Source organism: Burkholderia pseudomultivorans, assembly GCF_902499075.1.
In the GTDB taxonomy this organism is placed as follows: Bacteria; Pseudomonadota; Gammaproteobacteria; order Burkholderiales; family Burkholderiaceae; genus Burkholderia; species Burkholderia pseudomultivorans.
The window spans coordinates 1-25,581 of record NZ_CABVPP010000013.1 but is presented as its reverse complement, the minus strand read 5'-3'; the positions used below and the strand labels follow the sequence as shown (position 1 = coordinate 25,581).

General features: G+C 69.6%; 21 protein-coding genes and 1 tRNA gene. 13 read left to right on the top strand and 9 right to left on the bottom strand.

From position 1 onward, the window contains the following. The first annotated feature begins 240 nt into the window (after window positions 1-240). The 6 genes from BST28156_RS11675 to BST28156_RS11650 all read left to right on the top strand — a co-directional run bounded on the left by BST28156_RS11675 (window position 241) and on the right by BST28156_RS11650 (window position 5,869). Window positions 241-317: transfer RNA gene (locus BST28156_RS11675), tRNA-Met, on the top strand. Between the two features lie 293 nt (window positions 318-610). After that, on the top strand, window positions 611-946 hold the full coding sequence (locus BST28156_RS11670; RefSeq protein WP_060240848.1) for a YggL 50S ribosome-binding family protein: 336 nt from the start codon (window positions 611-613) through the stop codon (window positions 944-946). Window positions 947-1,402: 456 nt separating this feature from the next. After that, window positions 1,403-2,641 carry a collagen-like triple helix repeat-containing protein gene (locus BST28156_RS11665; RefSeq protein WP_060240849.1) on the top strand — a complete coding sequence of 413 codons (1,239 nt, stop codon included), beginning with the start codon at window positions 1,403-1,405 and terminating at the stop codon, window positions 2,639-2,641. A gap of 410 nt (window positions 2,642-3,051) precedes the next feature. Continuing rightward, the gene (locus BST28156_RS11660; protein ID WP_060240850.1) at window positions 3,052-4,017 is read left to right on the top strand and encodes a PRC-barrel domain-containing protein; all 966 of its coding nucleotides are present in this window, start codon (window positions 3,052-3,054) and stop codon (window positions 4,015-4,017) included. Further along, window positions 4,014-5,276 (top strand): MFS transporter, encoded by a 1,263-nt coding sequence (locus tag BST28156_RS11655; RefSeq protein ID WP_060240851.1) that lies wholly within the window; start codon window positions 4,014-4,016, stop codon window positions 5,274-5,276. Before BST28156_RS11660 ends, BST28156_RS11655 begins: the two co-directional genes overlap by 4 nt. A 26-nt stretch (window positions 5,277-5,302) precedes the next feature. After that, a complete protein-coding gene (locus BST28156_RS11650; protein WP_060240852.1) occupies window positions 5,303-5,869 on the top strand; it encodes an FUSC family protein in 567 nt (188 codons plus the stop codon). Window positions 5,870-5,929: 60 nt separating this feature from the next. Here BST28156_RS11650 and BST28156_RS11645 read toward each other — a convergent pair whose 3' ends face one another. Both BST28156_RS11645 and msbA read right to left on the bottom strand, forming a co-directional pair. Next, a complete protein-coding gene (locus BST28156_RS11645) occupies window positions 5,930-6,304 on the bottom strand; it encodes an RcnB family protein (RefSeq protein ID WP_060240853.1) in 375 nt (124 codons plus the stop codon). A 94-nt stretch (window positions 6,305-6,398) separates the two neighbouring features. Continuing rightward, on the bottom strand, window positions 6,399-8,150 hold the full coding sequence (msbA, locus tag BST28156_RS11640; RefSeq protein WP_060240854.1) for a lipid A export permease/ATP-binding protein MsbA: 1,752 nt from the start codon (window positions 8,148-8,150) through the stop codon (window positions 6,399-6,401). 225 nt (window positions 8,151-8,375) lie between these two features. Between msbA and BST28156_RS11635 the strand changes: the two genes are divergently transcribed. The 3 genes from BST28156_RS11635 to BST28156_RS11625 all read left to right on the top strand — a co-directional run bounded on the left by BST28156_RS11635 (window position 8,376) and on the right by BST28156_RS11625 (window position 11,506). After that, window positions 8,376-9,128, top strand: coding sequence for a glycosyltransferase family 2 protein (locus BST28156_RS11635; RefSeq protein WP_174902233.1), 753 nt, complete (start codon window positions 8,376-8,378; stop codon window positions 9,126-9,128). A 119-nt stretch (window positions 9,129-9,247) separates the two neighbouring features. Further along, complete coding sequence (locus BST28156_RS11630; protein ID WP_174902232.1) at window positions 9,248-10,090, top strand: glycosyltransferase family 2 protein; 843 nt, start codon at window positions 9,248-9,250, stop codon at window positions 10,088-10,090. A gap of 135 nt (window positions 10,091-10,225) precedes the next feature. Then, complete coding sequence (locus BST28156_RS11625; RefSeq protein WP_174902231.1) at window positions 10,226-11,506, top strand: O-antigen ligase family protein; 1,281 nt, start codon at window positions 10,226-10,228, stop codon at window positions 11,504-11,506. Between the two features lie 130 nt (window positions 11,507-11,636). Here BST28156_RS11625 and BST28156_RS11620 read toward each other — a convergent pair whose 3' ends face one another. The 3 genes from BST28156_RS11620 to dnaE form a co-directional block, all read right to left on the bottom strand. After that, a complete protein-coding gene (locus BST28156_RS11620; RefSeq protein WP_174902230.1) occupies window positions 11,637-12,812 on the bottom strand; it encodes a glycosyltransferase family 9 protein in 1,176 nt (391 codons plus the stop codon). Window positions 12,813-13,110: 298 nt separating this feature from the next. After that, on the bottom strand, window positions 13,111-14,181 hold the full coding sequence (locus BST28156_RS11615) for a glycosyltransferase family 9 protein (RefSeq protein WP_174902229.1): 1,071 nt from the start codon (window positions 14,179-14,181) through the stop codon (window positions 13,111-13,113). A 255-nt stretch (window positions 14,182-14,436) separates the two neighbouring features. Continuing rightward, on the bottom strand, window positions 14,437-17,970 hold the full coding sequence (gene dnaE / locus BST28156_RS11610) for a DNA polymerase III subunit alpha (protein ID WP_174902228.1): 3,534 nt from the start codon (window positions 17,968-17,970) through the stop codon (window positions 14,437-14,439). Window positions 17,971-18,206: 236 nt separating this feature from the next. Here dnaE and BST28156_RS11605 point away from each other — a divergent pair, with 236 nt between their 5' ends. Both BST28156_RS11605 and gluQRS read left to right on the top strand, forming a co-directional pair. Continuing rightward, window positions 18,207-19,061 (top strand): sulfurtransferase, encoded by an 855-nt coding sequence (locus BST28156_RS11605; protein ID WP_060240861.1) that lies wholly within the window; start codon window positions 18,207-18,209, stop codon window positions 19,059-19,061. Between the two features lie 22 nt (window positions 19,062-19,083). Then, the gene (gene gluQRS / locus BST28156_RS11600; protein WP_174902227.1) at window positions 19,084-19,977 is read left to right on the top strand and encodes a tRNA glutamyl-Q(34) synthetase GluQRS; all 894 of its coding nucleotides are present in this window, start codon (window positions 19,084-19,086) and stop codon (window positions 19,975-19,977) included. Between the two features lie 126 nt (window positions 19,978-20,103). Here gluQRS and BST28156_RS11595 read toward each other — a convergent pair whose 3' ends face one another. The 4 genes from BST28156_RS11595 to purT form a co-directional block, all read right to left on the bottom strand. Beyond that, on the bottom strand, window positions 20,104-21,567 hold the full coding sequence (locus BST28156_RS11595; RefSeq protein ID WP_481967625.1) for a DEAD/DEAH box helicase: 1,464 nt from the start codon (window positions 21,565-21,567) through the stop codon (window positions 20,104-20,106). Between the two features lie 384 nt (window positions 21,568-21,951). Continuing rightward, entirely contained in the window at window positions 21,952-22,332 is a 381-nt protein-coding gene (locus BST28156_RS11590) for an MliC family protein (RefSeq protein ID WP_174902225.1), read from the bottom strand. Between the two features lie 76 nt (window positions 22,333-22,408). Then, window positions 22,409-22,594, bottom strand: a complete 186-nt coding sequence (locus BST28156_RS11585) for a DUF6726 family protein (RefSeq protein ID WP_060240865.1) — start codon at window positions 22,592-22,594, stop codon at window positions 22,409-22,411. Between the two features lie 20 nt (window positions 22,595-22,614). Beyond that, window positions 22,615-23,829 carry a formate-dependent phosphoribosylglycinamide formyltransferase gene (purT, locus tag BST28156_RS11580; protein ID WP_060240866.1) on the bottom strand — a complete coding sequence of 405 codons (1,215 nt, stop codon included), beginning with the start codon at window positions 23,827-23,829 and terminating at the stop codon, window positions 22,615-22,617. Between the two features lie 208 nt (window positions 23,830-24,037). Between purT and BST28156_RS11575 the strand changes: the two genes are divergently transcribed. Next, window positions 24,038-24,583 (top strand): META domain-containing protein, encoded by a 546-nt coding sequence (locus tag BST28156_RS11575; protein ID WP_060240867.1) that lies wholly within the window; start codon window positions 24,038-24,040, stop codon window positions 24,581-24,583. A gap of 177 nt (window positions 24,584-24,760) precedes the next feature. Next, on the top strand, window positions 24,761-25,581 hold an 821-nt coding region (locus tag BST28156_RS11570), incomplete at its 3' end, for a DNA translocase FtsK 4TM domain-containing protein (RefSeq protein ID WP_496350113.1).

The window sequence follows — 25,581 nt, the reverse complement described above, 5'->3', positions numbered from 1 at the left end:
ATCGATGCCTTGGTACAGGCCGGCACGCATCGCGGCCTGTGCGCTGTGGTTTGCCGCAAGTCTGAAACATCGAATCGCCGCGTGGCTTGCGATTTCGGGACATTGACTTGCGAAATCGGGGCATTGCCGGACCGGGCACGATGCGATCTCGTGTCGACGCAACACACCTCGCTGCGCAACGAGCTGCGAATGCAGCATCGATCGTTTGACTCGCCGCAGCATTCGACGTACACTTCGCGCCGCGGGGTGGAGCAGTCTGGCAGCTCGTCGGGCTCATAACCCGAAGGTCACAGGTTCAAATCCTGTCCCCGCAACCAATATCGAAGCCCGCTCTGCGACAGCAAGCGGGCTTCTTGCATTGCGCGGGCCGATTCGCATCGGCCGTCGATCGCGGTATCCCGCGACGCGGCCCACATGCAAGTCGAGATTCGCAGAACCACAGAGGCCGACCCGACCTGTATCATGCTGTCCCATCCCCCACGGGCAGCCAGCGCAAACGTGCCGGCAGCGCCGTGCGGCACCTCGATGCCGCGCCGGGTCGATCGCGCATCGCGACGCGCAATCGACCGTCGCGGCCCTTCCGTTACCCTTTTCGCCTTCATCAAGCACCATGAGCCAACGCCATAACCGCCGCCAGCGCAAGAAGCTGCACATCGCCGAATTCCAGGAACTCGCCTTCAACGCAACCGCGCAGTATCGCAACGAGCTGAGCGACCTCGAACGCGGCCAGCTGATCGACGCGTTCATCGATTTTGTCGAAGCGAACGGCCTGCTGACCGTCGCGTCCGCCGACGAAGGCATCGGCGCGTACGTGATCTCCGGCGCACCGCGCGGCACGACGACCGACGCCGATCGCGAAGCCGTGCGCGCATGGCTGGCCGCGCGGCCGGAACTGACCGACGTCCAGGTCAGCGAATTCTCCGACGCGTGGTACCCGGACGCCTGAGCGTCCGACGATCCGACGTGCGCGCCTGCCCGCCATGCGGGCGGACCCGCACGTCGCTGCATGCAGCACCTCCAGGCGACGCCCCGCACTCCCCCTCTTCGCCCCTCGATCGACCCACGCAATTCGCAATGCGTCGATAGTGATTACCCCGATTTCAGCAGTGAATCGGACGCTTACTTCAATTTAACGATGATTAAAAGAAGTCTTGCGCCGACAGACCTACTCTGATCGCAAAGAATCCCGCGGTTTCCGGCACGATCGGCAAGCAACACGAAAGAATTCGATCCGCTCGTCCGGCCAGCGCTCGGGGTTCCGACGCGGGCGAGAACACAACACGGCGACAGGTCAATCAGGGAGACAACACTCGACACGCCAGCCGTCTTGCCTGTGCGGCGACGACAAGTTGCCGCACGCGAAGGCCGCCTGATCCATTGCTTCAATCGATACGAGGACGACATGAACACGCCGACCATCCATCAAGCAGGATTCCGAATGATTTTGATCGCGGCGGGCGCTGCAGCGCTGATGTCGCTGTCCGCATGCGGCGGCTCCGGCACGCTGAGCCAGGGCACCGGCGGCTCGGGTTCGGGTTCGGGCGATACCACCGCCACCACGGGCGGCGCGGGCAGCGGTTCGGGCAGCGCATCCGGCAGCGGATCGACCGTCGGCAGCACCGGCGGCACGAGCGGCAACTCGGGCACCGGCACCTCCGCCAGCGGCACCTCCGCCAATGCGCTCGGCCAGACGATCGACGCGTCGGGCAATATCGTGACGGCGGCCGGCGGCGCCGTCTCGGGCGTCGGCACCGCGCTCGCGGGCCAGTCGCTGCCGGGCACGAACGCGGCGACCACGCAGGGTCTCGGCACCGTCGTGCAGGATGCCGGCGCAGCCGTCACGACGCTCGGCAACGGCATCGGCTCCGGCCTCGGCCAGCTTGGCGCATCGTCGAACCCGGTCGGCACGACGGTCGCGAGCACCGGCGGCGTGGTCACGGAGGTCGGCAACGCAGTCGCGGCAACGGGCGGCGTGGTGTCGAGCCTCGGCGGCAGCGGGTCGGCGCTGGCGCCGCTCGCGCCGGTCACGTCGCCGGTCGGCGGTGCGGTCACGACGCTCGGCAATACGATCGCCGGCGGCGGCGCGACGCTCGGCACGCAGCTGTCGAGCGGCCCGGTCGCACAGGTGACGGGCGCCGCGAGTTCGGCGATCACGCCGATCACGTCGACGGTCGGCTCGGTCACGCAGACCGTCGCGTCGAGCACGCCGCTCGGCGCGCCGCTGACGAACCTCGTGACGACCGTCGGCAACGGTGTCGCGGGCGCCGGCACGATGCTCGCGAAGACCGGCGGCAATCCTGTCACGACCGGCGTCGGCAACGTCGTGACGGCGACCGGCAACACCGTGTCGACGGCGGGCACGACGCTGCTCGGCGGCGGCGCGGCGACGACGAATCCGCTCGCACCGGTGACGGGGCTCGTATCGACCGCCGCCGGTGCGCTCGGCGGCGCGACGGGCGGCGGCAATCCGGCAGGCGCACTCACGTCGGCGGTCGGCGCCGCGACGGGGGCAGTGTCGGGTGCGGGCGGCAGTTCGCCGGTCGCGGGCCTCGCGGGCGGCAGCGCCGGCGGCGCGCTGTCGAAGACGGGCGGCGGGCTGCTCGCGCCCGTGACGACGACGCTCGGCGCGCTGGTCAAATAAGCCGGCGGCACGCGCAGCGCCCGGATCGTCGCTGCCACGATCGGGCGCTGAAGCCGGAATCGGAGCCGATGCCGATGCCGATGCCGATGCCGATGCCGATGCCGATGCCGAGCCTAGCATCATGCAGACGCCCACATCCGCACGTGCGTCGGCCTGACGTTCCCGACGCAACGGTCCGCCGCGCCCCGACTCGTCCCGGCGCGGCACGCCGATGCGCTCTTGCCGGGAACCGGCAAGCCGCACCGGACCGCCCTTCCCAGCCCCAACCCCGCCCGCTGTCCGCCGCCGAATTCGGGACTGAAAGCTAGACACGTTAAACTCTCACCTCGCGTGGTGCGCCGCCCGCACCCGCCATCCATCGCCAGCCGCGTGCCTCCGGGCCCGCCCCCCGACCCATGGAGTGAGTGTCAATGAGCGGCGGACTCCCGTTTCCCGCATCCCGCAAGTCGTTCCCGTCCTCGACGGTCTTCCTGATTCTCGCCGCCGCCGCGCTGCTGTCCGGCTGCGGGCTGCTGCCGGTCCAGAACCCGCCCGCGCCGATCAGCGAGGCGCTGGTCGAGCCTGTCGAGGAAACGGCCGGCGAGCCGCTGACGATGCCGCCCGTGCCCGCGCCGACGCACCCGGAGGAACCGGAAGCGCCGAAGAAGCCGCACCGCGAAGCCCCGCGACCGAAACCGGTGCAGCGCCCCGAATCGCCGACACCGCCGCCGCCTCCGCCCCCGCCGATCGTCGGGACGCGCCCGCTCGACCGCACCCAGATCCATGCGCTGCTCGACAGCGAAGTCGCGCGACGCAACGGCAAGGTGATCGGCCGCGCGGTCGACATGGTGACCGACGCGAGCGGCAAGCCGCGCGAGATGATCGTCAACCTGCAGGGCTTCATGGGCGTCGGCGACCGCAAGGTCAGCTTCCCGTGGAACGTGTTCCGCTTCACGCCGGGCGGCAAACAGGAGCCGATCGTGCTCGACGTGCCGTCGGGCGACCTGCCGCCGGCCGCGCGGCCCAAGGCCGTGCCGCTGTCGGGTTCCGCAGCCGCGTCGCCGACGACGCGGCTGCCGATGCTCGACAGCGACGTCGAGCGCCCGAACGGCACGAAGATCGGCCGCGTCGTCGACGTGCTGATCGACCGCGCCGCCCAGCCGCAGGCCGTCGTGCTCGACCTCGGCGGCCTCGTCAATACCGACCGCCGTTCGATCGTCGCGAGCTGGGGCGCGCTGCGCTTCGTCACGCGCGACAAGGCGCTGCATCCGCAGCTCGACCTGAACGACGCACAGATCAAGGCGGCGCCGCCCTACGCGGCCGACAAGCCGATCGTCGCGATCTACCCGCCCGTTGCACCGGCAGCACCGGCTTCATCTGCGAGTACGACCCGATGACGATCAAGCATTCCGTCAGCGTTCGCAGTCTGCGGGCCCTCGACTGGCTCAACTTCTTCGTTGCAAACGTTCAAACCGGGTTCGGTCCGTTCATCGCGTCCTACCTCGCGTCGCACAAGTGGACGCAGGGCGAGATCGGCATGGTACTGTCGATCGGCACGATCAGCGCGATGGTCAGCCAGGTGCCTGGGGGCGCCGCCGTCGATGCGCTGAAGAACAAGAAAGGCGCGGCCGCGTGGGCGATCGCCGCGATCATCCTGTCCGCGGTGCTGCTCGCATCGAGCCCGACGATCGTGCCGGTGATCGCCGCCGAAGTCTTCCACGGCTTCGCGAGCTGCATGCTCGTGCCGGCGATGGCCGCGATCTCGTTCTCGCTCGTCGGCCGCGCGGATCTCGGCGACCGGCTCGGCCGCAACGCGCGCTGGGCATCGATCGGCAGCGCGGTGGCGGCCGGCCTGATGGGCCTCACCGGCGAATACTTCTCCGCGCGCGCGGTGTTCTGGCTGACCGCCGTACTCGCGCTGCCCGCGCTGTTCGCGCTCGCGATGATCCAGCCGACGCACGAGGTGATCCCGCAATCGTCGTCGAAACACGACGACAGCGACGAAAGCGGCGAGCGCGAAACGCTGCTCGAACTGCTGCGCGACCGCCGGATGCTGATCTTCGCGGCGTGCGTCGTGCTGTTCCACCTGTCGAACGCGGCGATGCTGAACCTCGCGGCCGGCGAAGTGACGGCCGGGATGGGCGAGAACGTGCAGCTCGTGATCGCCGCGTGCATCATCGTGCCGCAGGCGATCGTCGCGATGCTGTCGCCGTGGGTCGGCCGGTCCGCGCAGCGCTGGGGCCGACGGCCGATCCTGCTGCTCGGCTTCTCCGCGCTGCCGGTGCGCGCGCTGCTGTTCGCCGGCGTGAGCAGCCCGTACCTGCTCGTGCCGGTGCAGATGCTCGACGGCATCAGTGCAGCCGTGTTCGGCGTGATGCTGCCGCTGATCGCGGCCGACGTCGCCGGCGGCAAGGGCCGCTACAACCTGTGCATCGGGCTGTTCGGCCTCGCGGCCGGGATCGGCGCGACGCTCAGCACGGCTGCGGCCGGCTACGTCGCCGATCATTTCGGCAACGCGGTCAGCTTCTTCGGACTCGCGGCCGCGGGCGCGCTCGCGGTGCTGCTGGTCTGGCTCGGGATGCCCGAAACGCGCGTCGAGAACGGCGACGCGGCCGCCGACGAGCCGGCCGCCGCCTCGCCCGAACAGGCGCACTGACGCACCCCGCTTCTTGGCGACACACGATGGATACGATCAGGACACTCAACGAGGCCCGCCAGCAGATCCAGCAGTCGATCTTCGATCTGTTCAAGGGACTGACGTTCGGCGAGCGGCTCGCACAGGGCGCGCTGATGGCGTTCCAGGCCGTGTGCGGCGCGTGCCTCGCGTATGCGATCGGTCGCGCGCTGCACACCGAGCAGGCCGTGTGGGCGGCGATCACCGCGATCGCCGTCACGCAGCACAACTACTCGGACACGATGTCGCTGTCGCGCGACCAGTTCGTCGGCGCGATGGTCGGCGGCGTGCTGGGCTTCGCGGGCGCAGCGCTCGGCGGCGACCGGCTGGTCGCATACGCGATCACGGTCGCGGTCGTGATCGTCTGCTGCTGGTGCCTGAACGTCGGCAGCGCGGCACGGCTCGGCGGCGTCACCGCGACGATCGTGCTGCTGTTTCCGGGCAACGGCCCGCTATGGGACATTCCGCTGATGCGGCTCGGCGAAGTCACGCTCGGCACCGTGTGCGCGCTGGGCGTGTGCTGGGGGATGTCGCAGGTCGAGCGACGCTGGTTTCGCCGTTCGGCGACGAAGTGACGCGGCTGCCGGGCCGGTGCCCGACAGCCGGATGACGGAACGACCGACTGCCGGCGTACGTTACGGGCCGACGCGCAGCACGAGGCCCGAGCCGATCTGCACGAGCAGATAGTCGCCGCCGATGCCGACCCAGTGATAGCCGCGCGGCGGCGGGCTCAGATGGTAGCCGCGCCAGTCGTCGACCACGTACTGCCGGTCGCGGAATTCGCTGGGCAGCCGATCGCCCTTGTGCCAGTCGCGATGCGGCTGGTCCGCCCAGCGCGGCGGCACGTTGTCCTCATGACGCATCTGGCCGGGCGGCATGTGCTGCTGCCCGCGGCCATGCTGCATCTCGGGTTTGCCATGATCGTCGTGGTGATCCTGCGCCATGGCGGCCGGCGCGGCGAAACCCGCCGCGATCAGGGCCGCCAGCATCATGCCGTGCGTCTTCTTCATTCTGCCTTCCCTCCGTGTTGTCACATCAAACGAGGCAACTACGCCGTGAAGACTAGCACACCATCATGAAGGCAAGGTACGGGGCGACGGCCGGTCAGGCCGCCTGCTGCTGGTACTGGATCCGGTGGAGATGCGCATAGAGGCCGCCGTGGCGCAGCAGCTCGTCGTGGCTGCCCGATTCGACGATCTTGCCGGCCTCGAGCACGAGGATGCGATCCGCGCGCTCGATCGTCGACAGCCGGTGCGCGATCACGAGCGTCGTGCGCCCTTCCATCAGCCGTTCGAGCGCGGCCTGCACGTGGCGCTCCGATTCCGAATCGAGCGCCGAAGTCGCCTCGTCGAGAATCAGGATCGGCGCGTCCTTGTAGATCGCGCGCGCGATCGCGAGCCGCTGGCGCTGGCCGCCGGACAACCGCATCCCGTTGCCGCCGACCAGCGTGTCGAGCCCGTCGGGCATCGCCGCCACCGCGTCGGCCAGGTTCGCGGCCTCGAGCGCCGCCTGCACGCGCGCGCGGTCGGGCGTCTGCCCGTATGCGACGTTCGCGGCGATCGTGTCGTTGAACAGCACGACGTCTTGGCTCACCATCGCCATCTGGCTGCGCAGCGCGTGGATGTCGAAGTCCGAAACCGACACGCCGTCGAGCAGGATCGCGCCGCCGGTCGGATCGAAGAAGCGCGGCAGCAGGTTCACGAGCGTCGTCTTGCCGCTGCCCGACGGGCCCGCGAGCGCGATCATCTCGCCCGGCGCGACCTTGAACGAGATGCGGTCGAGCGTCGGCCGCTCGGCTGCGCCGTAGTCGAACGACACGTCGCGAAACTCGATTTCGCCGCGCGCATGCGGCAGCGGCCGGCCGCCGCCCTGCGGCTCGGCCGGTTCGTCGATCAGCCCGAAGATCAGCTCGGCGGCCGTCATCCCGCGCTGCAGCGGCTGGTTCACGTCGATCAGGTGCTTCAGCGGCGAAATCACCAGCAGCATCGACGTGACGAACGCGACGAAGCCGCCGACCGTCGTCTGGTCGTTCGACGACTGCACGACCGCGATCGTGATCACGACTGCGAGCGCGATCGACGCGAGGAACTGCGTGAGCGGCTGCGCGAGGCCGCCCGAGATCGTCATGCGCATCGCGTAGCCGCGCAGGCGCTTGCTCATCGCGGTGAAGCGATCGATCTCGTACGGCTCGCCGTTGTGCACCTTGACGACCTTGTAGCCGCCGACCGTCTCCTCGACGATGTACGACAGTTCGTTGGTCAGCGTCTGGTGCTCGCGGTTCAGGCGGCGCAGGCGCCGGTTGATCTTGCTGACGAGCCAGCCGATGCCCGGCAGGATCACCGCGACGATCAGCGTGAGGCGCCAGTTCAGGTAGAACAGGTAGCCGAGCAGGAACACCACCGTCAGCGAATCGCGCACCAGCGTGACCATCACGCCGGTCAGCACCGACAGGATCTGGTTGACCTCGAACACGATCGCGTTGATCACCGTGCTCGCGGTCTCGCGCTGGAAGAACGACGCGCCGGTGTGGATCATCCGCTGGAACATCTCGAGCCGAAGCTGCAGCAGGATGCGGTTCGATACGTAGTTGAGCAGGTAATTCGACGCGTACTGCGACACGCCGCGCACGAGCGCGAGGCCGATCACCGCGATCGGCACGTACCACTTCGCGCGGTCGCTGCCGTGCGAACCGAAGCCGTGGTCGAGCAGCGGCTTGAGCAGCGCGGGGATCCCGGCTTCCGTCGCCGCGACGACGCCCATCGTCATCACGGCGAGCACCACGATGCCGACGAGCGGCCGGATATACGGCCACAAGCGCTTGAGGACGGTCACCGGCGACGTGCCGGTGCCGTCCATCGGTTTGCGAAGAGTGTTCTGGGTTTCCAAGGCGATCCTTCTTGAGCCGCGACGCGGCGCCCGGCGCGGGGTCCGCCCGGGGTCCTGCCCCGTCGGGCGGGTGCCGAAAATGGCCCAACATTATAGCCGCACCGCTTGCCGCCGCACGGCCGCTGCCGATGCGGCCGGCGCGCGGGCCGCGGGTATACTGCCGCTCACCGTTTCTCCGCCCTTTCGACGATTTTCATGGCTGAACCCACCCTCGGCGTCGCCCTCATCGCCCTCAACGCGTCCGCGCGGCTCGCGCAGTGCCTCGATGCGCTGACGTTCGCCGACGACATCGTCGTGATCGACGGCGGCAGCACCGACGACACCGTCGCGATCGCGCAGGCGCACGGCGCGCGCGTAATCGTCGAGCGCGACTGGCCGGGCTTCGGCCCGCAGAAGAACCGCGCACTCGACGCGCTCGGCACCGACTGGATCCTGTCGCTCGACACCGACGAAGTCGTCAGCCCGGAACTCGCGCAGTCGATCCGCGACGCGATTCGCGCGCCGGCCGCCCAGGTGTATGCGCTCGATCGGCTGTCGAGCTTCTGCGGCCAGTGGATCCACCACAGCGGCTGGTATCCGGACTGGGTGCCGCGCCTGTTCCGGCGCGGCGCCGCGCGCTTCTCGGACGATCTCGTGCACGAACGCCTGGTGTTCGACAGCGCCGCGCAGCGCCTGCCCGGCAAGCTGATGCATTATTCGTATGAGGATTTCGAAACCGTGGTGCGCAAGCTCGACGCGTATTCGACGGCCGGCGCGCGCCAGCGCCGCGCGGCCGGCCAGCGCGGCGGCTTCGGCAAGGCGCTCGCGCGCGGCGCGTGGGCGTTCGTGCGCACCTACCTGCTGCGGCGCGGCTTCCTCGACGGCCGCGCCGGCTTCATGATCGCGGTGTTCAACGCGGAGACGGTCTATTACCGCTTCCTGAAGCTGGGCCACGACGCGGCCCGCTGACCTTCCCGCGCACCGCCGGCGCGCGGCGGCCGCGGCGTTACAATGCCGGCCTGCCCGTGCACCGCACGCCTGCGGAGCGGCCGCGCCGCCCGCCACGACGAACCGCGAATCCGACTGCCATGTTCTCCATCATCATCCCGACCTGGAACAACCTGCCGTACCTCAGGCTCGTCGTCGACAGCCTGCGCCGCCATTCCGCGTACGATCACCAGATCATCGTGCACGTGAACGACGGCTCGGACGGCACGCTCGACTGGGTGCGCAGCGAAGGCATCGAGCACACGGCGTCGCCGGCCAACATCGGCATCTGTCATGCGGTGAACCTGGCCGCCGCGCGCGCGACGCGCGACTACGTCGTCTACATGAACGACGACATGTTCTGCTGCCCCGGCTGGGACACGGCGCTGGTGCGGCGCATCGAGCAGATGCCGACCGACCTGTTCATGCTGTCCGGCACGATGGTCGAGCCGGTCGATACGGGCAACCCGTGCGTCGTGGTCGCCGATTTCGGCCGCGACGCCGGGCAGTTCGACGCGGCGGGCCTCGTCGCCGCCGCGCCGCGCCTGGCGCGCGCGGACTGGCTCGGCTCGACCTGGCCGCCGACGCTCGTGCACCGCGACTGGTGGAACCGGATCGGCGGCTACAGCAGCGAGCTGTCGCCTGGGATGAGCAGCGACAACGACTTCTCGATGAAGTGCTGGGACGCCGGCTGCCGGATCTTCATCGGCGTCGGCGACAGCCTCGTCTACCACTTCCAGCAGAAGAGCACGGGCAAGATCGTCAAGAACGACGGCCGCCGCCAGTTCCTCAACAAATGGGGCATGACGCAGGCGACGTTCGACCGCTATTACCTGCATCGCGGCGAGCCGGCCGGCACGCGCGTCGCGCTCGACACGCCCGTCGTCGAGGGCAGGCTGAAGCGCGCGCTGCTGCGTTCGCGAATCAAGCGCGCCCTTGGCTGATTCAACCCCGTAAACGGCGCGGAAACGCACGTCGCTTCGCGTATACTGCGCGGTTCGTCCCGCCGCGTGCTGCCCGGGACGCGCGGCGCGCAGCACGGTGCCCGCATGCCGCATTCGTCCATTCGACAGGTTCCGATGCTTTCGTTTTCCGCTTCCGCCACGCGGCGCCTGACCGCCGCCCGCGCCTTCGCCGTCATCGCGCTCTGCATGGTGCCCGTCTCGACCGCGCTGACCAACGTGTTCTGCGCGCTGTTCGCGGTCGCGCTCGTGATCTCGCCCGAATTCTGGCGCGACCTGCGCACCTTCGTCACCGAACCCGCGTCGCTCGCGGCGCTGCTGATCCTGGCCGCACTGGCCGTCAGCGTCACCTATACGGTCGCGCCGCACGACAAGGCGTGGAACTGGGTCGCCAAGTACGACAAGCTGCTGCTGCTGCCCTTCGCCGCGCTCGCGTTCCGCCAGTCGAACTGGGCGCCGATCGTGCGGCGCTGCTGGTTCGGCACGCTGTGCGCGATCCTGCTGCTGTCGACGACCAACTACCTCGGCTTGACCGCGATCGGGCCCGCCCACGCGACCGAACTGCCGCTGTCGCGCGCGTGGGTGTTCAAGAACCATATCGCGGCCGGCATGTTCGGCGCGCTGCTGTTCTACCAGGCGGCCGATCTGGCGCTGGCGGCCCGCACCGCGCTGTCGCGCGCCGCGTACGCCGGCGTCGCCGCGTGGGCGCTCGTCAACGTGTTCGTGATGCTGCAGGGGCGCACCGGCCAGGTCGTCGCGCTGCTGCTGATCCTCGTCGTCGCCGTGCGTTTCGTGCTGCTGCTGCGCAAGCAGTCGGCGCTGCGCGCGGGACTCGCCGCCGGCGCGCTGGTGCTGGCCGGCGCGGCGCTGGTGGTGGCCGCCTGCACGGTGCACGGCGGCCGGCTCGTGAAGGTCGCGTCGGAAGTGCAGCAGTACCGACAGAGCGACGCGGCGACGTCGACCGGGCTGCGTCTCGAGTGGTACAAGAAGGGGCTCGAGCTGTACCGGATGCGCCCGGCGATCGGCTATGGCGCAGGCGGCCTCGAGTTCGAATTCCAGAAGCTCGCGGCCGGCAAGACGGCTGCCGAAGGGCAGCTCACGTCGAATCCGCATAACGAATACATGCTGATGGCCGTGCAGCTCGGCTCGCTCGGCGTGCTGCTGTTCGTCAACCTGATCGTGCAGATCGCGCGCGGCAGCCGCACGCTCGATCCGCGCTCGCGGCAGCTGCTGCTCGGGTGGCTCGCGATCTTCACGGTCGGCAGCCTCGCGAATTCGCTGCTGCTCGATTTCGCCGAAGGGCACCTGCTGGTGCTGCTCGCGGGCATCCTGCTCGGCTGCGGCGGCCGCGACGAAGCGCTGCCGCGCGAAACCTCGGCGATCCGGCGCAGCGCGTAATCGTCGGGCGCTCGGGGCGGCGCTGTGTCGGCCCCGGCTCGCGCCCGCGCGGGGCCGCTTCGACGTGGCTCCGGCTGCCCCCTCCACTGCGGGCGCGTTCCGGCGACACGATGAAGCGCCCGGCGGTGCGTCAGTCCGATCCGCCGCGATGCAGCCGCGACGTGTCGACGACGGCTTCCGCGCCCGGCGGCTTGAGTCCGAGCATCTCGGCGGCCGCGGCCTTCACGCGCTGCGCGCCGAGATTGACAAGGCAATCGCTGCGGCTGTCGACGTGACGCTCGCAGCCCTCGTGCCGGCACGGCACGCAATCGCCTTCCCCCTGGATCAGCCACACGTTGCCGTGCCGCCCCGAGCCGCGCAGCGGCCACGGATTCTCGGTCGCCGGCCAGTGCTGCGGCCACGGCCCCCAGCGCACCGGATCGGACGGCCCGAACAGCGCGATCGTGTCGGTGCCCGTCGCCGCCGCGACGTGCGTCGCGCCCGTGTCGGGCCCGATGAACAGCCGCGCGCGCCGCACGAGTTCGGCACTCTCGCCGAAGCTCAGCCGGCCGACCAGGTTCAGCACGTCGCCGCCGGCCTGCGCCGCGACCTGTTCGCCATACTCGCGCTCGCGATCGGCCGGACCGCCCGACAGCGCGACCGCGAAGCCGTGCCCGCGCAGCCAGTCGATCATCTCGACCCAGCCGTCGAGTCGCCATTGCTTGTAGCGGAACATCGGATACGGATGCAGCACGACGAGCGGCTTGCCGTCGCGAAGCGCCGGCGACTCCGCGAGCCGCGCGTCGAAGCGCGCACGCCGCGCGGGATCGTCGCCGATGCCGGGCGCGACGACCTCGGATACCGGCTCGATGCCGATCACGGGCGCCAGCGCGAGCGTGCTGACGACCGTATGCGCGGATTCATGGTGGTTGATCGCGATCCCGTTCAGCATCATCCGCGTGAGCCACGTGACGCGGTCCGGATCGACGAGGCCGACGCGCTTGCGGCCGGCGAACCAGCTGTAGAAGCGCGGCCGGTCGGAACTCAGCGCCGCACACGCGAGGTCGTAGCGACGCCACATCGACAATGCATCGCGCAGGCGCTCGCGGAATCCCGCGCGCTGTGCGACGACGATCACGCGCCGCACGTCCGGGTTGTGTTCGAGCACGCCTTCGGTGCCGCGAAACACCAGCATGTCGATCTGCGCGTCGGGCCAGCGGGCCTTCAGCGAGCGCACGAGCGGCGTCGTCAGCAGCACGTCGCCGATACGGCGCGGCGCGGCGACGAGGATGGTTCTGGGCGGGCGGGCGGAGGAAAACAGGGCCACGGCAGTCGGTCCGTCTAGCTGGCTGAACAAGGCTGGCAATGTACAGGATTTTGCAGCAGCCGGCGCGGCATGGCGAACGCGGGTGCGCGGGTGCGCGGGTGCGCGGGTGCGCGGGTGCGAGGTGGCGCGGTGGCGCAGTGGCGCAGTGGCGCAGTGGCGCAGTGGCGCAGTGGCGCAGTGGCGCAGTGGCGCAGCGGATCGTGCGCCGGTACGCGCCGGCGCGGTCGCGAGGCCGGGCGATGGCTGCAGTGCGTGCCAATCCCGGGCTTGGCACGACTCGCCCGCTGCGCCGCGCGTGCTACACCGCGAGCGCTTCGACCGCCACCGTCCCGGCGGACGCATCGATCACCGGCCCGGCGCGCTCCACGGCCGGCGACAACAGGTCGCGCACCGCGCGCTCGACCGCGTCGACGCCGATCGCATCGACGCTCGCGCCCGCCCGCAGGATCGCGTGCGGCACGCCGAGCGGATGCCAGCGCAGATACTTTTCCGGCCGGTCCTCGAACAGCGCGGCGACGGGCACGCGCAGCGCCGACGCGAGATGCACGGGCGCGCTGTCCGCCGACACGATCGCGTCGAGCAGGCTCGCGATCGCCATCAACTCACCGACCGACGACGGCACGACATGCCGCGCTTGCACGCCCTGCCACGCGTCGCACGCGTCCGCCGACGCGAGCGCGGGATCGCGAAACACGATCACGTCGGCGAACGGCGCGAGCCGCCGGCCGAGCTCGCGCCACCGGTCGGCGGCCCAGCGCCGCTCGGCAGCCTTGTTCGACACGAACAGGCCGACGCGCGGCTTCGTGCGCGGTCCGAGCCGATCGCGCCACGCCTGTTGCAGCGTGCGGTCGGGATGCACCGTCAGCGCGAGATCGTCGATCCCGACACCGCCGAGCTCGGGGACGAGCCGGAACCCCGACAGCGCCTCGTGGCAGATCGGCCGCGTCGCGACATGGTCGGGCTTGCGATCGTCGAATTCGGTATTGGCATCGTGCCAGCGGCAGTCCTTTGCGCCGAGCTGCCGCGCGAACTGCACGCTGCTGCGGTGCATGCCGCCGTTCGGCACGACCACGAGGTCGAACCGCAGGCGACGCAGGCGCCGGACCAGCCGCATCCGGTCGAACAACGCGCGCAGCCGTCCCGGCCGGTCGTTGCGCTCGCACTGGCGGCTGTACACGTACGTGTGGACTGCATCCACGTCCGGATTGCCGGCCAGCACGGCCGCGTTGTAGCGGTTCGCGACCACATGCAGTTCCGCGCCGGGCCAGCGCCGTTTCAACGCGCCGAGCAATGCCGTCGTGCACAGCATGTCGCCCAGAAAATCAATCCGGATCACGAGGATCCGTCCCGTCGAGTTCCCGTAGGCCATTGTTGTAATAGTGGCTGTCAGTGTTTTTATCGTCGTGCGCCGCCTGCGGCACGCGCCTGTTGCGCGATGCCGGCGTCGTCACGCGTGGTCGCGCGCGACGTCCGGTCTTTCCCCGCCGGATCGTCGCGCGCGCGACGGATTGTATAGCGTCAGGATGACGCACCCAAGCACCGGATCACATGAAAACGGCCCGGCGCATCGCACGATGGCGATGCGCCGGGCCGCTTGTCGCGACGCGTCGGGAACAGAACGCGATCAGTAGGTGATTTCGACCGTGCTGCCGTCGAAGGCCGCGCGCAGCTCCGCGAGCAGCGTGTCGCTCGGCTTCACGCGCCACGCATCGCCGAGCCGCATTTCGCCCTGCGCGCGCGCATTGCTGTAGTGGATCTGCACCGCGAGCCCGTTGGGCAGCGGCGCCTGCGGACGCCGGCCGCCGTCGCGTCCGCCGCCGCGCGGCGCGGGCGCCTCGACCGCGCTCGCGGCCGCCGGGTCGTCCTTCGACACATGCGGTTCGAGCACGCGGCGCAAGGCCGTCGCATCGGCATTGCCGTTCATCGTCAGCCGCACGGCCTGTGCGTAGCGGCTGCGCGCGCGCTCGAGATCCATCACCGTATCGGCCGTGAAGCGGATGCCGCCGGTGAACGCATCGTTGCGCGCCTGCCCCTGCACGATCAGCAGTTCGTCTTCCTTGAACAGCGCCTTGTTCGCCTCGAACTGCTCGTTGAAGATCGTGATTTCGCACTGGCCGGTGCCGTCGTCGAGCAGCGCGATCAGCATCTTTCCGCGCTGGGTCATCTGCGTGCGCAGCGACGCGATGATGCCCGCGACCAGCTTGTCGCGCCCTTCCTTCAGCTCGCCGACCTTCTGCCGCACGAAGCGGCGCACCTCGTCGCGATACGCGTCGAACAGGTGGCCCGACAGGTAGAAGCCGAGCGCGCCCTTTTCTTCCTGCAGGCGTCGCTTGTCGTCCCACGCGGGCTCGTCGACGAGCGCATGCGCGTGCGGCGACTCGGCGCCCATGTCGAACAGCCCGGCCTGCATCGCGTTCGCCTCGGCCTGGTCGGCCGCTTCCATCGCGAGCGGCACCGACGCGAGCAGCTGCGCGCGGTTGGTGTTCAGCGAATCGAATGCGCCGGCGCGGATCAGCGCCTCGATCGTGCGGCGGTTCACGATGCGACGGTCGATGCGCTCGCAGAAATCGAACAGGTCCGTGAACGGCTTTTCCTCGCGTGCGCGCAGGATTTCCTCGATCGCGTTCTGGCCGCTGCCCTTCACCGCGCCGAGCCCGTAGCGGATCGTGCGCGAGCGCTTGCCGTCGGCTTCGGCGACCGGCTCGAACCGGTAGTGCGACTGGTTGATGTCGGGCGGCAGCACGACGAGGTTGTTCACGATGCAGTCGTCGAACAGGATCTTCACCTTGTCGGTGTCGTCCATCGCGAGCGTCATGTTGGCCGCCATGAATTCGGCCGGATGGTGCGCCTTCAGCCACGCGGTGTAATACGCGAGCAGCGCGTACGCGGCCGCGTGCGACTTGTTGAAGCCGTAGCCCGCGAACTTCTCCATCAGGTCGAAGATCTCGTCCGACTTCTCGCGCGACAGCCCGTTCTTCGCCGCACCCTCGGCGAAGATCTCGCGGTGCTTGACCATCTCCTCGGGCTTTTTCTTGCCCATCGCACGACGCAGCAAGTCGGCGCCGCCGAGCGAGTAGCCGCCGATGATCTGCGCCATCTGCATCACCTGCTCCTGATAGACCATGATGCCGTAGGTCTCTTTCAGGACGGGTTCGACGCGCGGATCCGGATACTCGACCTTCTCGCGGCCGTGCTTGCGTGCGCAGAAGCTCGGGATCAGGTCCATCGGGCCCGGACGGTACAACGACACGAGCGCGATGATGTCCTCGAAGCGGTCGGGCTGCGCGTCCTTCAACATGCCCTGCATGCCGCGGCTTTCCAGCTGGAACACCGCGACCGTGTTGGCCTTCTTGAGGATCTGGAACGACGCCGGATCGTCGAGCGGCACCTGCGACAGCGACCAGTCGGCCTTCGACGGATCGAGACGGCGGATGTAGCGCTCGGCCCAGTCGAGGATCGTCAGCGTGGTCAGGCCCAGAAAGTCGAACTTCACGAGGCCGACGGCTTCGACGTCGTCCTTGTCGTACTGGCTCACGACGCCGCCGTCGTCGCCCTGCGTGTACAGCGGGCAGAAATCGGTCAGCTTGCCGGGCGCGATCAGCACGCCGCCCGCGTGCATCCCGACGTTGCGCGTCAGGCCCTCGACGCGCTGCGCGAGGTCGAGCAGCTGGTGCACCTCGTCCTCGTTGTCGTAGCGCTCCTGCAGCTGCGGCTCTTCCTTCATCGCGTCGGCAATCGTCACGTGCTTGCCGGGCTTGAACGGGATCAGCTTCGCGACGCCGTCGGTGAACATGTAGCCGAGGTCGAGCACGCGGCCGATGTCGCGCACGGCCGCCTTCGCGGCCATCGTGCCGAAGGTCGCGATCTGCGACACCGCATCCGCACCGTACTTCTCCTTCACGTACTGAATCACGCGGTCGCGGCCGTGCTGGCAGAAGTCGATGTCGAAGTCGGGCATCGACACGCGTTCCGGGTTCAGGAAGCGTTCGAACAGCAGGTTGTAGCGCAGCGGGTCGAGGTCGGTAATGCCGAGCGCGTACGCGACCAGCGAACCGGCACCCGAGCCGCGGCCCGGCCCGACCGGCACGCCGTTGTTCTTCGCCCAGTTGATGAAGTCCGCGACGATCAGGAAGTAGCCCGGGAAGCCCATCTTCGTGATGGTCCCGCATTCGAACTCGAGGCGCTTGTAATACGTGTCGCGCTGCGCGTCGCGCTCGGCTTCGTCCGGATACAGCTGCGCGAGGCGCTTTTCGAGCCCCTCCTTCGACAGCTGGACCAGGTAGTCGTCGAGCGACATGCCGTCGGGCGTCGGGAACAGCGGCAGCTTCGGCTTGCCGAGCTCGAGCTTCAGGTTGCAGCGCTTCGCGATCTCGACGGTGTTCGCGACCGCCGACGGCAGATCGGCGAACAGCGCGACCATCTCGTCCTGCGTGCGGAAGTACTGGTCGGTCGTGAAGCGCTTCTGGCGCCGCGGGTTCGCGAGGATGTCGCCTTCCGAGATGCACACGCGCGCCTCGTGCGCGGTGAAATCGTCGTCGGTCATGAACTGCGTCGGATGCGTCGCGACGACCGGCAGCTTCAGCGACGCGGCGAGCGTCGCGGCCTGCTGGATGTACGCTTCCGCGCCCGGCTGCCCGTAGCGCTGCAGCTCGATGTAGAAGCCGCCCGGGAACACCTTCGCCCAGCGCTGCGCATGGCGGCGCGCGGCCTCCTCGTTGCCGGCCGCGAGCGCGAGGCCGATATCGCCCTGCTGCGCGCCCGACAGCGCGAGCAGGCCCTCCGACAGTTCGCCGTCGAGCCAGCCCGGGTCGAGCTCCGCGCGGCCGCGATACTGGTTCGTGAGCCACGCCTTCGACAGCAGCTCGCACAGATTCAGGTAGCCGCGCTTGTCCTTCACGAGCAGCAGCAGGCGCGACGGCTTGTCGCGATCGTCCGGATTGGTGATCCAGACGTCGCAGCCGGCGATCGGCTTGATGCCCTTGCCGCGGGCTTCCTGGTAGAAACGGACGAGGCCGAATGCGTTGCCGAGATCGGTCAGGGCGAGCGCGCCCTGGCCGTCCGCGGCGGCCGCCTTGACGATGTCGTCGAGACGCACGATGCCGTCGGCAATCGAGAATTCGGAGTGAACGCGAAGATGGACGAAGCGAGGATCTGACATGGGCGCTATTGTAGCCGCGTCGCCGCATCGGCTGCCCAAAAAATCCCCGCGCCGGCCGTTCGGCCGATGCACGCGACGCCGCGTCGCGGACCCGGCCGAACGGCAGAGTGCCGGCGCGCGCGCAGTTTGCGGGATAATACGGGTTTTCGAATCATCGCCCTGGCTTCGCACCCTTTTTTGCTGCGAGCCGCCGTGCGTCCGCCGCACGGCCGCGGCCGTTTTTGCGTCCGATCATCATGACCATCGTCAACCTCGCCGCCTACCATTTCGTGTCGCTCGACGCGAACGAGCAATGGCGCCCGCTCGTCACCGCCCGCTGCAACGAACTCGGCCTGCGCGGCACGATCCTGCTCGCCCCGGAAGGCATCAACCTGTTCGTCGCCGGCCCGCGCGAAGCGACCGACGCCTTCATCGACTACATCCGCCGCGATCCGCTGTTCGAAGGCAAGTTCGCGACGCTGCAGTTCAAGGAAAGCCTGTCCGACTCGCAGCCGTTCCGCCGCATGCTGGTGCGCCTGAAGCGCGAGATCATCACGATGAAGAAGCCGGCGATCAAGCCCGAGCTCGGCCGCGCGCCGTCGGTCGACGCGCGCACGCTGAAAACGTGGCTCGACCGCGGCCACGACGATGCCGGCCGCCCGGTCGTGATGCTCGACACGCGCAACGCGTTCGAGGTCGACGTCGGCACGTTCGACGACGCGCTCGACTACCGGATCGACAAATTCAGCGAATTCCCCGAAGTGATCGACGCGAACCGCGCCGATCTCGAAGGCAAGACGGTCGTGTCGTTCTGCACGGGCGGCATCCGCTGCGAGAAGGCCGCGATCCACATGAAGGAAATCGGCATCGAGAACGTGTACCAGCTCGAAGGCGGGATCCTGAAGTATTTCGAGGAAGTCGGCGGCGCGCACTATCACGGCGACTGCTTCGTGTTCGACTACCGCACCGCGCTGAACCCGCAACTGCAGCCGACCGAGAACGTCACCTGTTTCGCGTGCCGTGCGGTCGTCACGCCGCAGGCGCAGCAATCGCCGAGCTACGTGCCCGGCAAGTCGTGCCCGGCCTGCGCGCAGGCGGCCAGCGCCGCGTAATCGCGCGCGGCCCCGCGCCCCGATGAACGGCTATCGCGGCCGCTTCGCGCCGTCGCCCACCGGCCCGCTGCATTTCGGCTCGCTGGTCGGCGCGCTGGCGAGCTGGCTCGACGCGCGCGCGCACGGCGGCGCGTGGCTCGTGCGCATCGAGGACATCGACGCGCCGCGCACGGTGCCCGGCGCGGCCGACGACATCCTCGCGACGCTCGCGCATTTCGGCATGACGCCCGACGAACCGCCCGTGTGGCAGAGCACGCGCGACGCCGCCTATGCGGCCGCGCTCGAGCGGCTCGTCGCCGCCGGGCGCGTGTATCCGTGCGGCTGCACGCGCAAGGAAATCGCCGATTCGCTGCGCGCCGCGCACGAGCGCCACACGACGCTCGCGTATCCGGGCACCTGCCGCACGGGCCTGCACGGCAAGCCTGCGCGCGCGTGGCGGCTGCGCGTGCCGGACGGCGACGACGCGGTCATCGCGTTCGACGACCGCTGGCAGCACCGGCAGTCGCAGGATCTGGCGACCGAAGTCGGCGATTTCGTGCTGAAACGTGCGGACGGACAGTGGGCGTACCAGCTCGCGGTCGTCGTCGACGATGCGGACGCGGGCATCACGCATGTGGTGCGCGGCGCCGACCTGCTCGACTCGACCGCACGGCAGATCTATCTGCAGCGCTGCCTCGGCGTGCCGACGCCCGCCTATCTGCACGTTCCGGTCGTCGTCGACGCGAACGGCGAAAAACTCAGCAAGCAGACGGGCGCGACCGCGCTCGAACGCGACGACCCGCTGCCGGCGCTGCAGGCCGCGGCCGCACATCTGGGCCTGGCGGCCGACGGCGCGCTGCCGGGGGCGACACTGAACGCGTTCTATGCGGCGGCGACGCACGCGTGGGCGCGACGCTTCGGGCCGCAGGGCGGTTGAATCGGGCGCGATCGCGCCGGCGCCCCACCCCACCTTCGCCGCGCCAATAAAAAAACGGGCCCATGCCGACGCATGCACCCGTTTCTCCGGCGGCGCCTGCGCGCCGCCCCGCCCATCCTCGACGCCTTACGCCGACGGCTTGCGCGGCATGCCGAAGCCGCCCAGCAGCGCAGCGACCTGACGCTTCGGCCCTTTCTTCTCGGGCTGCGCGGACTTCGTCTCCTCCGGCTGCTTCGTCGACACCGACGGCTCGTACGGCTTCAGGAAGAAGTCGTCGACCGGCGCCTCGTGACGGCGATGATGGCCGCGCTCCGTCCCCGACGAGCGGCGTGCCGACGCGCCGCGATGCTCGTCGCGATCGCGCCGTCCGCCGCGTTCGCCGCCACGCTCGCCGCCGCGCTCGTCGTGACGATGGCGCGCCGGCTTGTCGAGCGCAAGCGTCTGCACCTCGAGCGGACGCTTGATCAGCTTTTCGATATCCGCGAGCTGCTTGCGCTCGTTCGGGCTGCACAGCGACAGCGCATCGCCGGTCGCGCCCGCGCGGCCCGTGCGGCCGATCCGGTGCACATAGTCTTCCGCGTTGAACGGCAGGTCGAAGTTGATCACGGCCGGCAGTTCGGCGATGTCGAGGCCGCGCGCGGCCACGTCGGTCGCGACCAGCGCCTCGATCTCGCCGCGCTTGAACGCGTCGAGCGCCTGCATCCGCTCGATCTGCGACTTGTCGCCGTGAATCGCCGACGCGACCACGCCGTCGCGTTCGAGATTGCGCGCGAGCCGGCTTGCGCCGATCTTGCTGTTGCAGAACACGATCACCTGCTTCAGGCCGCGATCGCGCAGCAGCTGCACGACGGCCGCCTGCTTGTCGCCCTCGGCGACGTCGTAGACGATCTGCGTGACGTTCGCGTTGGTCGAGTTGCTGCGCGCGACCTCGATCGTCTGCGGGTTGCGCAGGTAGGTCGACGCGAGCTTCTTGATTTCCGGCGAGAAGGTCGCCGAGAACAGCAGCGTCTGGCGCTCCTTCGGCAGCAGGTTCAGGATCCGCTGCAGATCGGGCAGGAAGCCCATGTCGAGCATCCGGTCGGCTTCGTCGAGCACCAGGATCTGCACCTGGCCGAGATTCGCGGTCTTCTGCTGCACGTGGTCGAGCAAGCGGCCCGGCGTCGCGATCAGGATCTCGACGCCGCGGCGCAGCTCGGCCATCTGCGGGTTCATGTCGACGCCGCCGAACACGACCGCGCTGCGCAGCGACGTGTGCTTCGCATACGCGTGCACGTTCGCGGCGACCTGGTCGGCCAGTTCGCGGGTCGGCGTAAGGATCAGCGCGCGCACCGGATGGCGCGCGGGCGATGCGCTGGTGTTGGCCTGCGGCAGCAGGCGCTGGATGATCGGCAGCGAGAAGCTCGCGGTCTTGCCGGTGCCCGTTTGCGCGGCGCCCATGACGTCGCGGCCGGCGAGCACGACCGGAATGGCCTGCGCCTGGATCGGCGTCGGCGTCGTATAACCCTGCTCCGCAATGGCTTTCAGGATGTCGGCGGCAAGGCCGAATTGATCGAAGGTTGCGTCGACAGGCTTGGCGACAGAATCGGACATGGTGGCGTTTCGCTCAAAAGGCGCGGCGGGGACATCGCGCGTCAGGCCGGCCGGGCCTGCGCTCATCACATTTCGGAAGTAGACGGAGCCGCGGCGCGCCGCGCGGCGCCGCTCTGGCGCTTGGGACCGGTTCGATTCGAACGCCGGGCACCAGGCCGTGCGGACTCCGTTCGGCGCGAATGCCGGCGGAAAGGGCCGTATTGTAGCACTGCGCAGCAATCTGTCCGTGACAACGCCGCGAACGGCCGATACGGCGGTCCGCCCGAGCGGCGGGCCCATCCCTGCGCGACCGCGCGGCCGCCGGCGCGCAGGCGGCGACGGACGGCGGAAGGAAACGGCTCGCCGCGTTCGATCCCCTATTTCCGGGCCGCTGCGCCCGGTCGATCAGCTCTTCTTCTTTTTCTTCTCGACCTGCACGCAGTCGCTGAGCAGCGGCGGCGACTTCTGGTCGGCGATCTCGTCGCGCAGCGTCGCTTCCTTGCCCTTCGTCCACCATGTATAGCGCCCGGCCTGGTAGCGCACGCCCGACGCCGACACGGTATCGACGAACAGCAGCCGCTGCCCGTTGACCGGCACCAGCGCGAAGCTCTGGCCGTTGCCTGCAAGCCAGTACGACACGCGCACCGGCTGCTTCTGGTTCGCGCACTGGTAGACGGCGGTCTGGCGCGAATCGGCGTCGATCTCCTCGACGGTCAGTTGCGCGGCGTGCGCGACGGAAACGGCGGTGCCGGCCAGCGCGAACGCGGCAAGGGTTTGGCGAATCATGCAGGTCCTCTCACGAGACGGGTGTGGATGCGCACCGCTCGCGGCGCGCGGTTGTTTTTGGTTGGATTCGACGGGATCAGGGGTCGATGACGTCCGCGCAGGCATCGGTCGGCGCGGCGGCGACATGGCCGACGACCGGCACGATCTTGAGCCCCGCCGACGCGACCCGGCACGGCGCGGCCGCGAGGCCGCAGCCCGCCAGCCCCGCGGCGAGCGCCAGCGCGGCGCCCAGCTTTCCGATTCGCAGCAGCATCGACGTCATCTCGTCCCCTCCTGGTTGGGTCAGCGGCCCGACACGGGTCGGACGGCCGCGGCGGCGCGCTTCGCGCGTTCACGGGCTTCGTCGACAGTCGCACCGGTCGCGAGCGCGACGCCCATGCGCCGCTTCGCAAAACTTTCCGGCTTGCCGAACAGCCGCAGGTCGGCGCCCGGCACCGCGAGCGCGTCGCGCACGCCCTCGAACGCGATGCCGCGCTCGTCGAGGCCGCCGTAGATCACGGCCGACGCGGCCGGCGAGCCGAGCGTCGGATCGACCGGCAGCCCGAGGATCGCGCGCGCGTGCAGTTCGAATTCCGACTGGCGCTGCGACGCGAGCGTGACGAGCCCCGTGTCGTGCGGGCGCGGGCTGACCTCGGAGAACCACACGTCGTCGCCGCGCACGAACAGCTCGACGCCGAACAGCCCGCGGCCGCCGAGCGCCTCGGTCACCTTGTGCGCGATCTCGCGCGCTTTCGCGAGCGCCGCCGCACTCATCGGCTGGGGCTGCCACGACTCGACGTAGTCGCCCGCCACCTGCACGTGGCCGACCGGCTCGCAGAACCAGGTGCGCGTGTCGAGCGTCGCGGGGTCGATCGCGCGCACCGTCAGCTGCGTGATCTCGTATTCGAAATCGATGAAGCCCTCGACGATCACGCGACCGTGATTCACGCGGCCGCCTGCCATCGCATAGTCCCATGCGGGCCTGATGTCGGCATCGGTGCGCACGACCGACTGCCCCTTGCCCGACGACGACATCACCGGCTTCACGACGCACGGCATGCCGATCTTCGCGACGGCCGCGGCGAACGCGTCGAACGATTCGGCGAACGCGTACGGCGACGTCGGCAGCCCGAGTTCCTCGGCCGCAAGGCGGCGGATGCCTTCGCGGTTCATCGTGAGCTGCGTCGCGCGCGCGGTCGGAATCACTTCGGCGAGGCCGGCCGCCTCGATCGCCGCCAGCGCGTCGGTCGCGATCGCCTCGATTTCCGGCACGATCAGATGCGGCCGCTCGGCCTCGACGAGCGCGCGCAGCGCGGCGCCGTCCGTCATGTCGATCACGTGCGCGCGGTGCGCGACCTGGTGGCCCGGCGCGTCCGCGTAGCGGTCGACCGCGACGACTTCGACGCCGAGTCGCTGCAACGCGATGATGACTTCCTTGCCGAGTTCGCCGGCGCCGAGCAGCATGACGCGCGTGGCCGACGGAGAAAGCGGCGTCCCGAGCCGCTGACCGATCTGCATGTGATTTCCCGCTTCTTTCTGTTGGTGGATCGAAACGGCTTCGATGTTAACACGCGCGCACGGGCCGGTTCGACGCGTTTCGTCGCGCCGCCGCGCCCGGTGCGCAGGCGGGCCGCGAACGTTTTCATGCGCACGGTGTCGGCTCGCTCGCGCGGGGCGGGTGCGTTACTCTTACGCCTTGTTCAGAATCCGATGAGGAACGAGGCTCATGTCCCACCTGTCCGCCACCGCCCGCGCATGCAACGGCCTGCTCCGCCCGCTGCGCGCGCCGCTCTGCGCGTTGACGCTTGCCACGCTTCTCGCCGCCTGCGCGATGCCGACCCACCCCGATTCCGCCGCCCCCGCACCCGACCCGTACAACCCCGCCGCCGTCCAGCTGCTCGACGACACGAGCTGGGAGCTCACCAGCTGGCAGAACGCCGACGGCACGTCGCGCACGGTCCCGCACGGCGACAACGGCGAGCCGATCAAGCTCGAGCTGTCGACGCAGTCGGGCATCCGGCGCGCGAGCGGGTTCGCCGGCTGCAACCGCTACATGGGCACCTACAACGTGAAGAACGGGCTGCTCAGCTTCGGCCCGCTCGCCGGCACGCGGATGGCGTGCCCGAACGCACTCGGCGGCCAGCTCGAACACGCGTACCTCGACGCGCTCGCGCACATCGCGAAGACCGGCGTGCAGATGCGCGATCCGCAGCAGTTGCAGATCGTGACCGACGCCGGCGCGACGCTGACCTTCACGCGCCGCGGCCCCTGAGGCGCCGAAGCCGACGCGCGGGGAGCAGGCCGACCGCCGCCTCCCCGTACGTCGCCCGCACGCATGGCGCGGCGTGAAACCGATATTTGCGCCGCCTTGTCCTAGAGTCTTGTTCGTCGGCTGGTTAAACTCGGCGGGTCGCGCCTCGCGCTCCCCGCCTCATTCCTGTTTCATAGCATGCACACGGTTGTCTTCGGCTGGTTCGGCGTCTCCGCCGTCTGGTTCCTCCTCCTCTTCTGGCGTCTCGTGCAGGCCATGCTGCCCGGCGGCGGCGGGCTCGCCGGCCGCGGCTCGATTCGTCTGTGGCTCGGCTTCGCGGCCGTATTCGTCGCGAGCTGCACGCTGACGAGCGCGCTCTCCGGCCCCGACACGAACGCGCTCGGCCATGCGTTCGCGGCCGGCTTCGCGCACGTGCTCGGCCCGATCGGCACGCCGGTCGCGATGGTCGTGCTGCTGTTCGCGGGGCTGCCCTGGCTGACCGGCATCGGCTGGCGGCAGTTCGCCGCGTGGGTCGATACGTCGTTCGGCGTCAAGCTGTCGCGCGACGGCGGCGACGACGATGCGCACGGCATCGCCGATCTGCCGCGCAGCGCGCTGCATCGCGACGACGACATCGTGCAGCCGACCACCGCGCACACCGTCAACTCGATGGCGCCGCGGCAGAACGGCCGCTATGCGCGCCCGACGCTGTGGAAACCCGATCCGCAGGCGCGGCCGCAACCGCGCCGCAAGACCGCGCCGCGTCCGCTGGTGGAACCCGTCGCGCCTTCCGGCTGGCTGAAACCCTCGGCGCCGGTCGGTCGCACGCCGGCGCCGCCGCCCGTCCCGGTCACGACCGGCGCGATGCCGCCGCCGACGACCGGCAGCACCGCCAGCCTCGCACGCGCCGCGGCGAACGCGCAGGTGCCGCGCCCCGATCCGGCCCCGCTTCCGGCCGGGTTCGAGCCGGTACGACCGCGGCCGACCGCCGTGCGCCCGACTGCGGCCGCCGCGCTCAA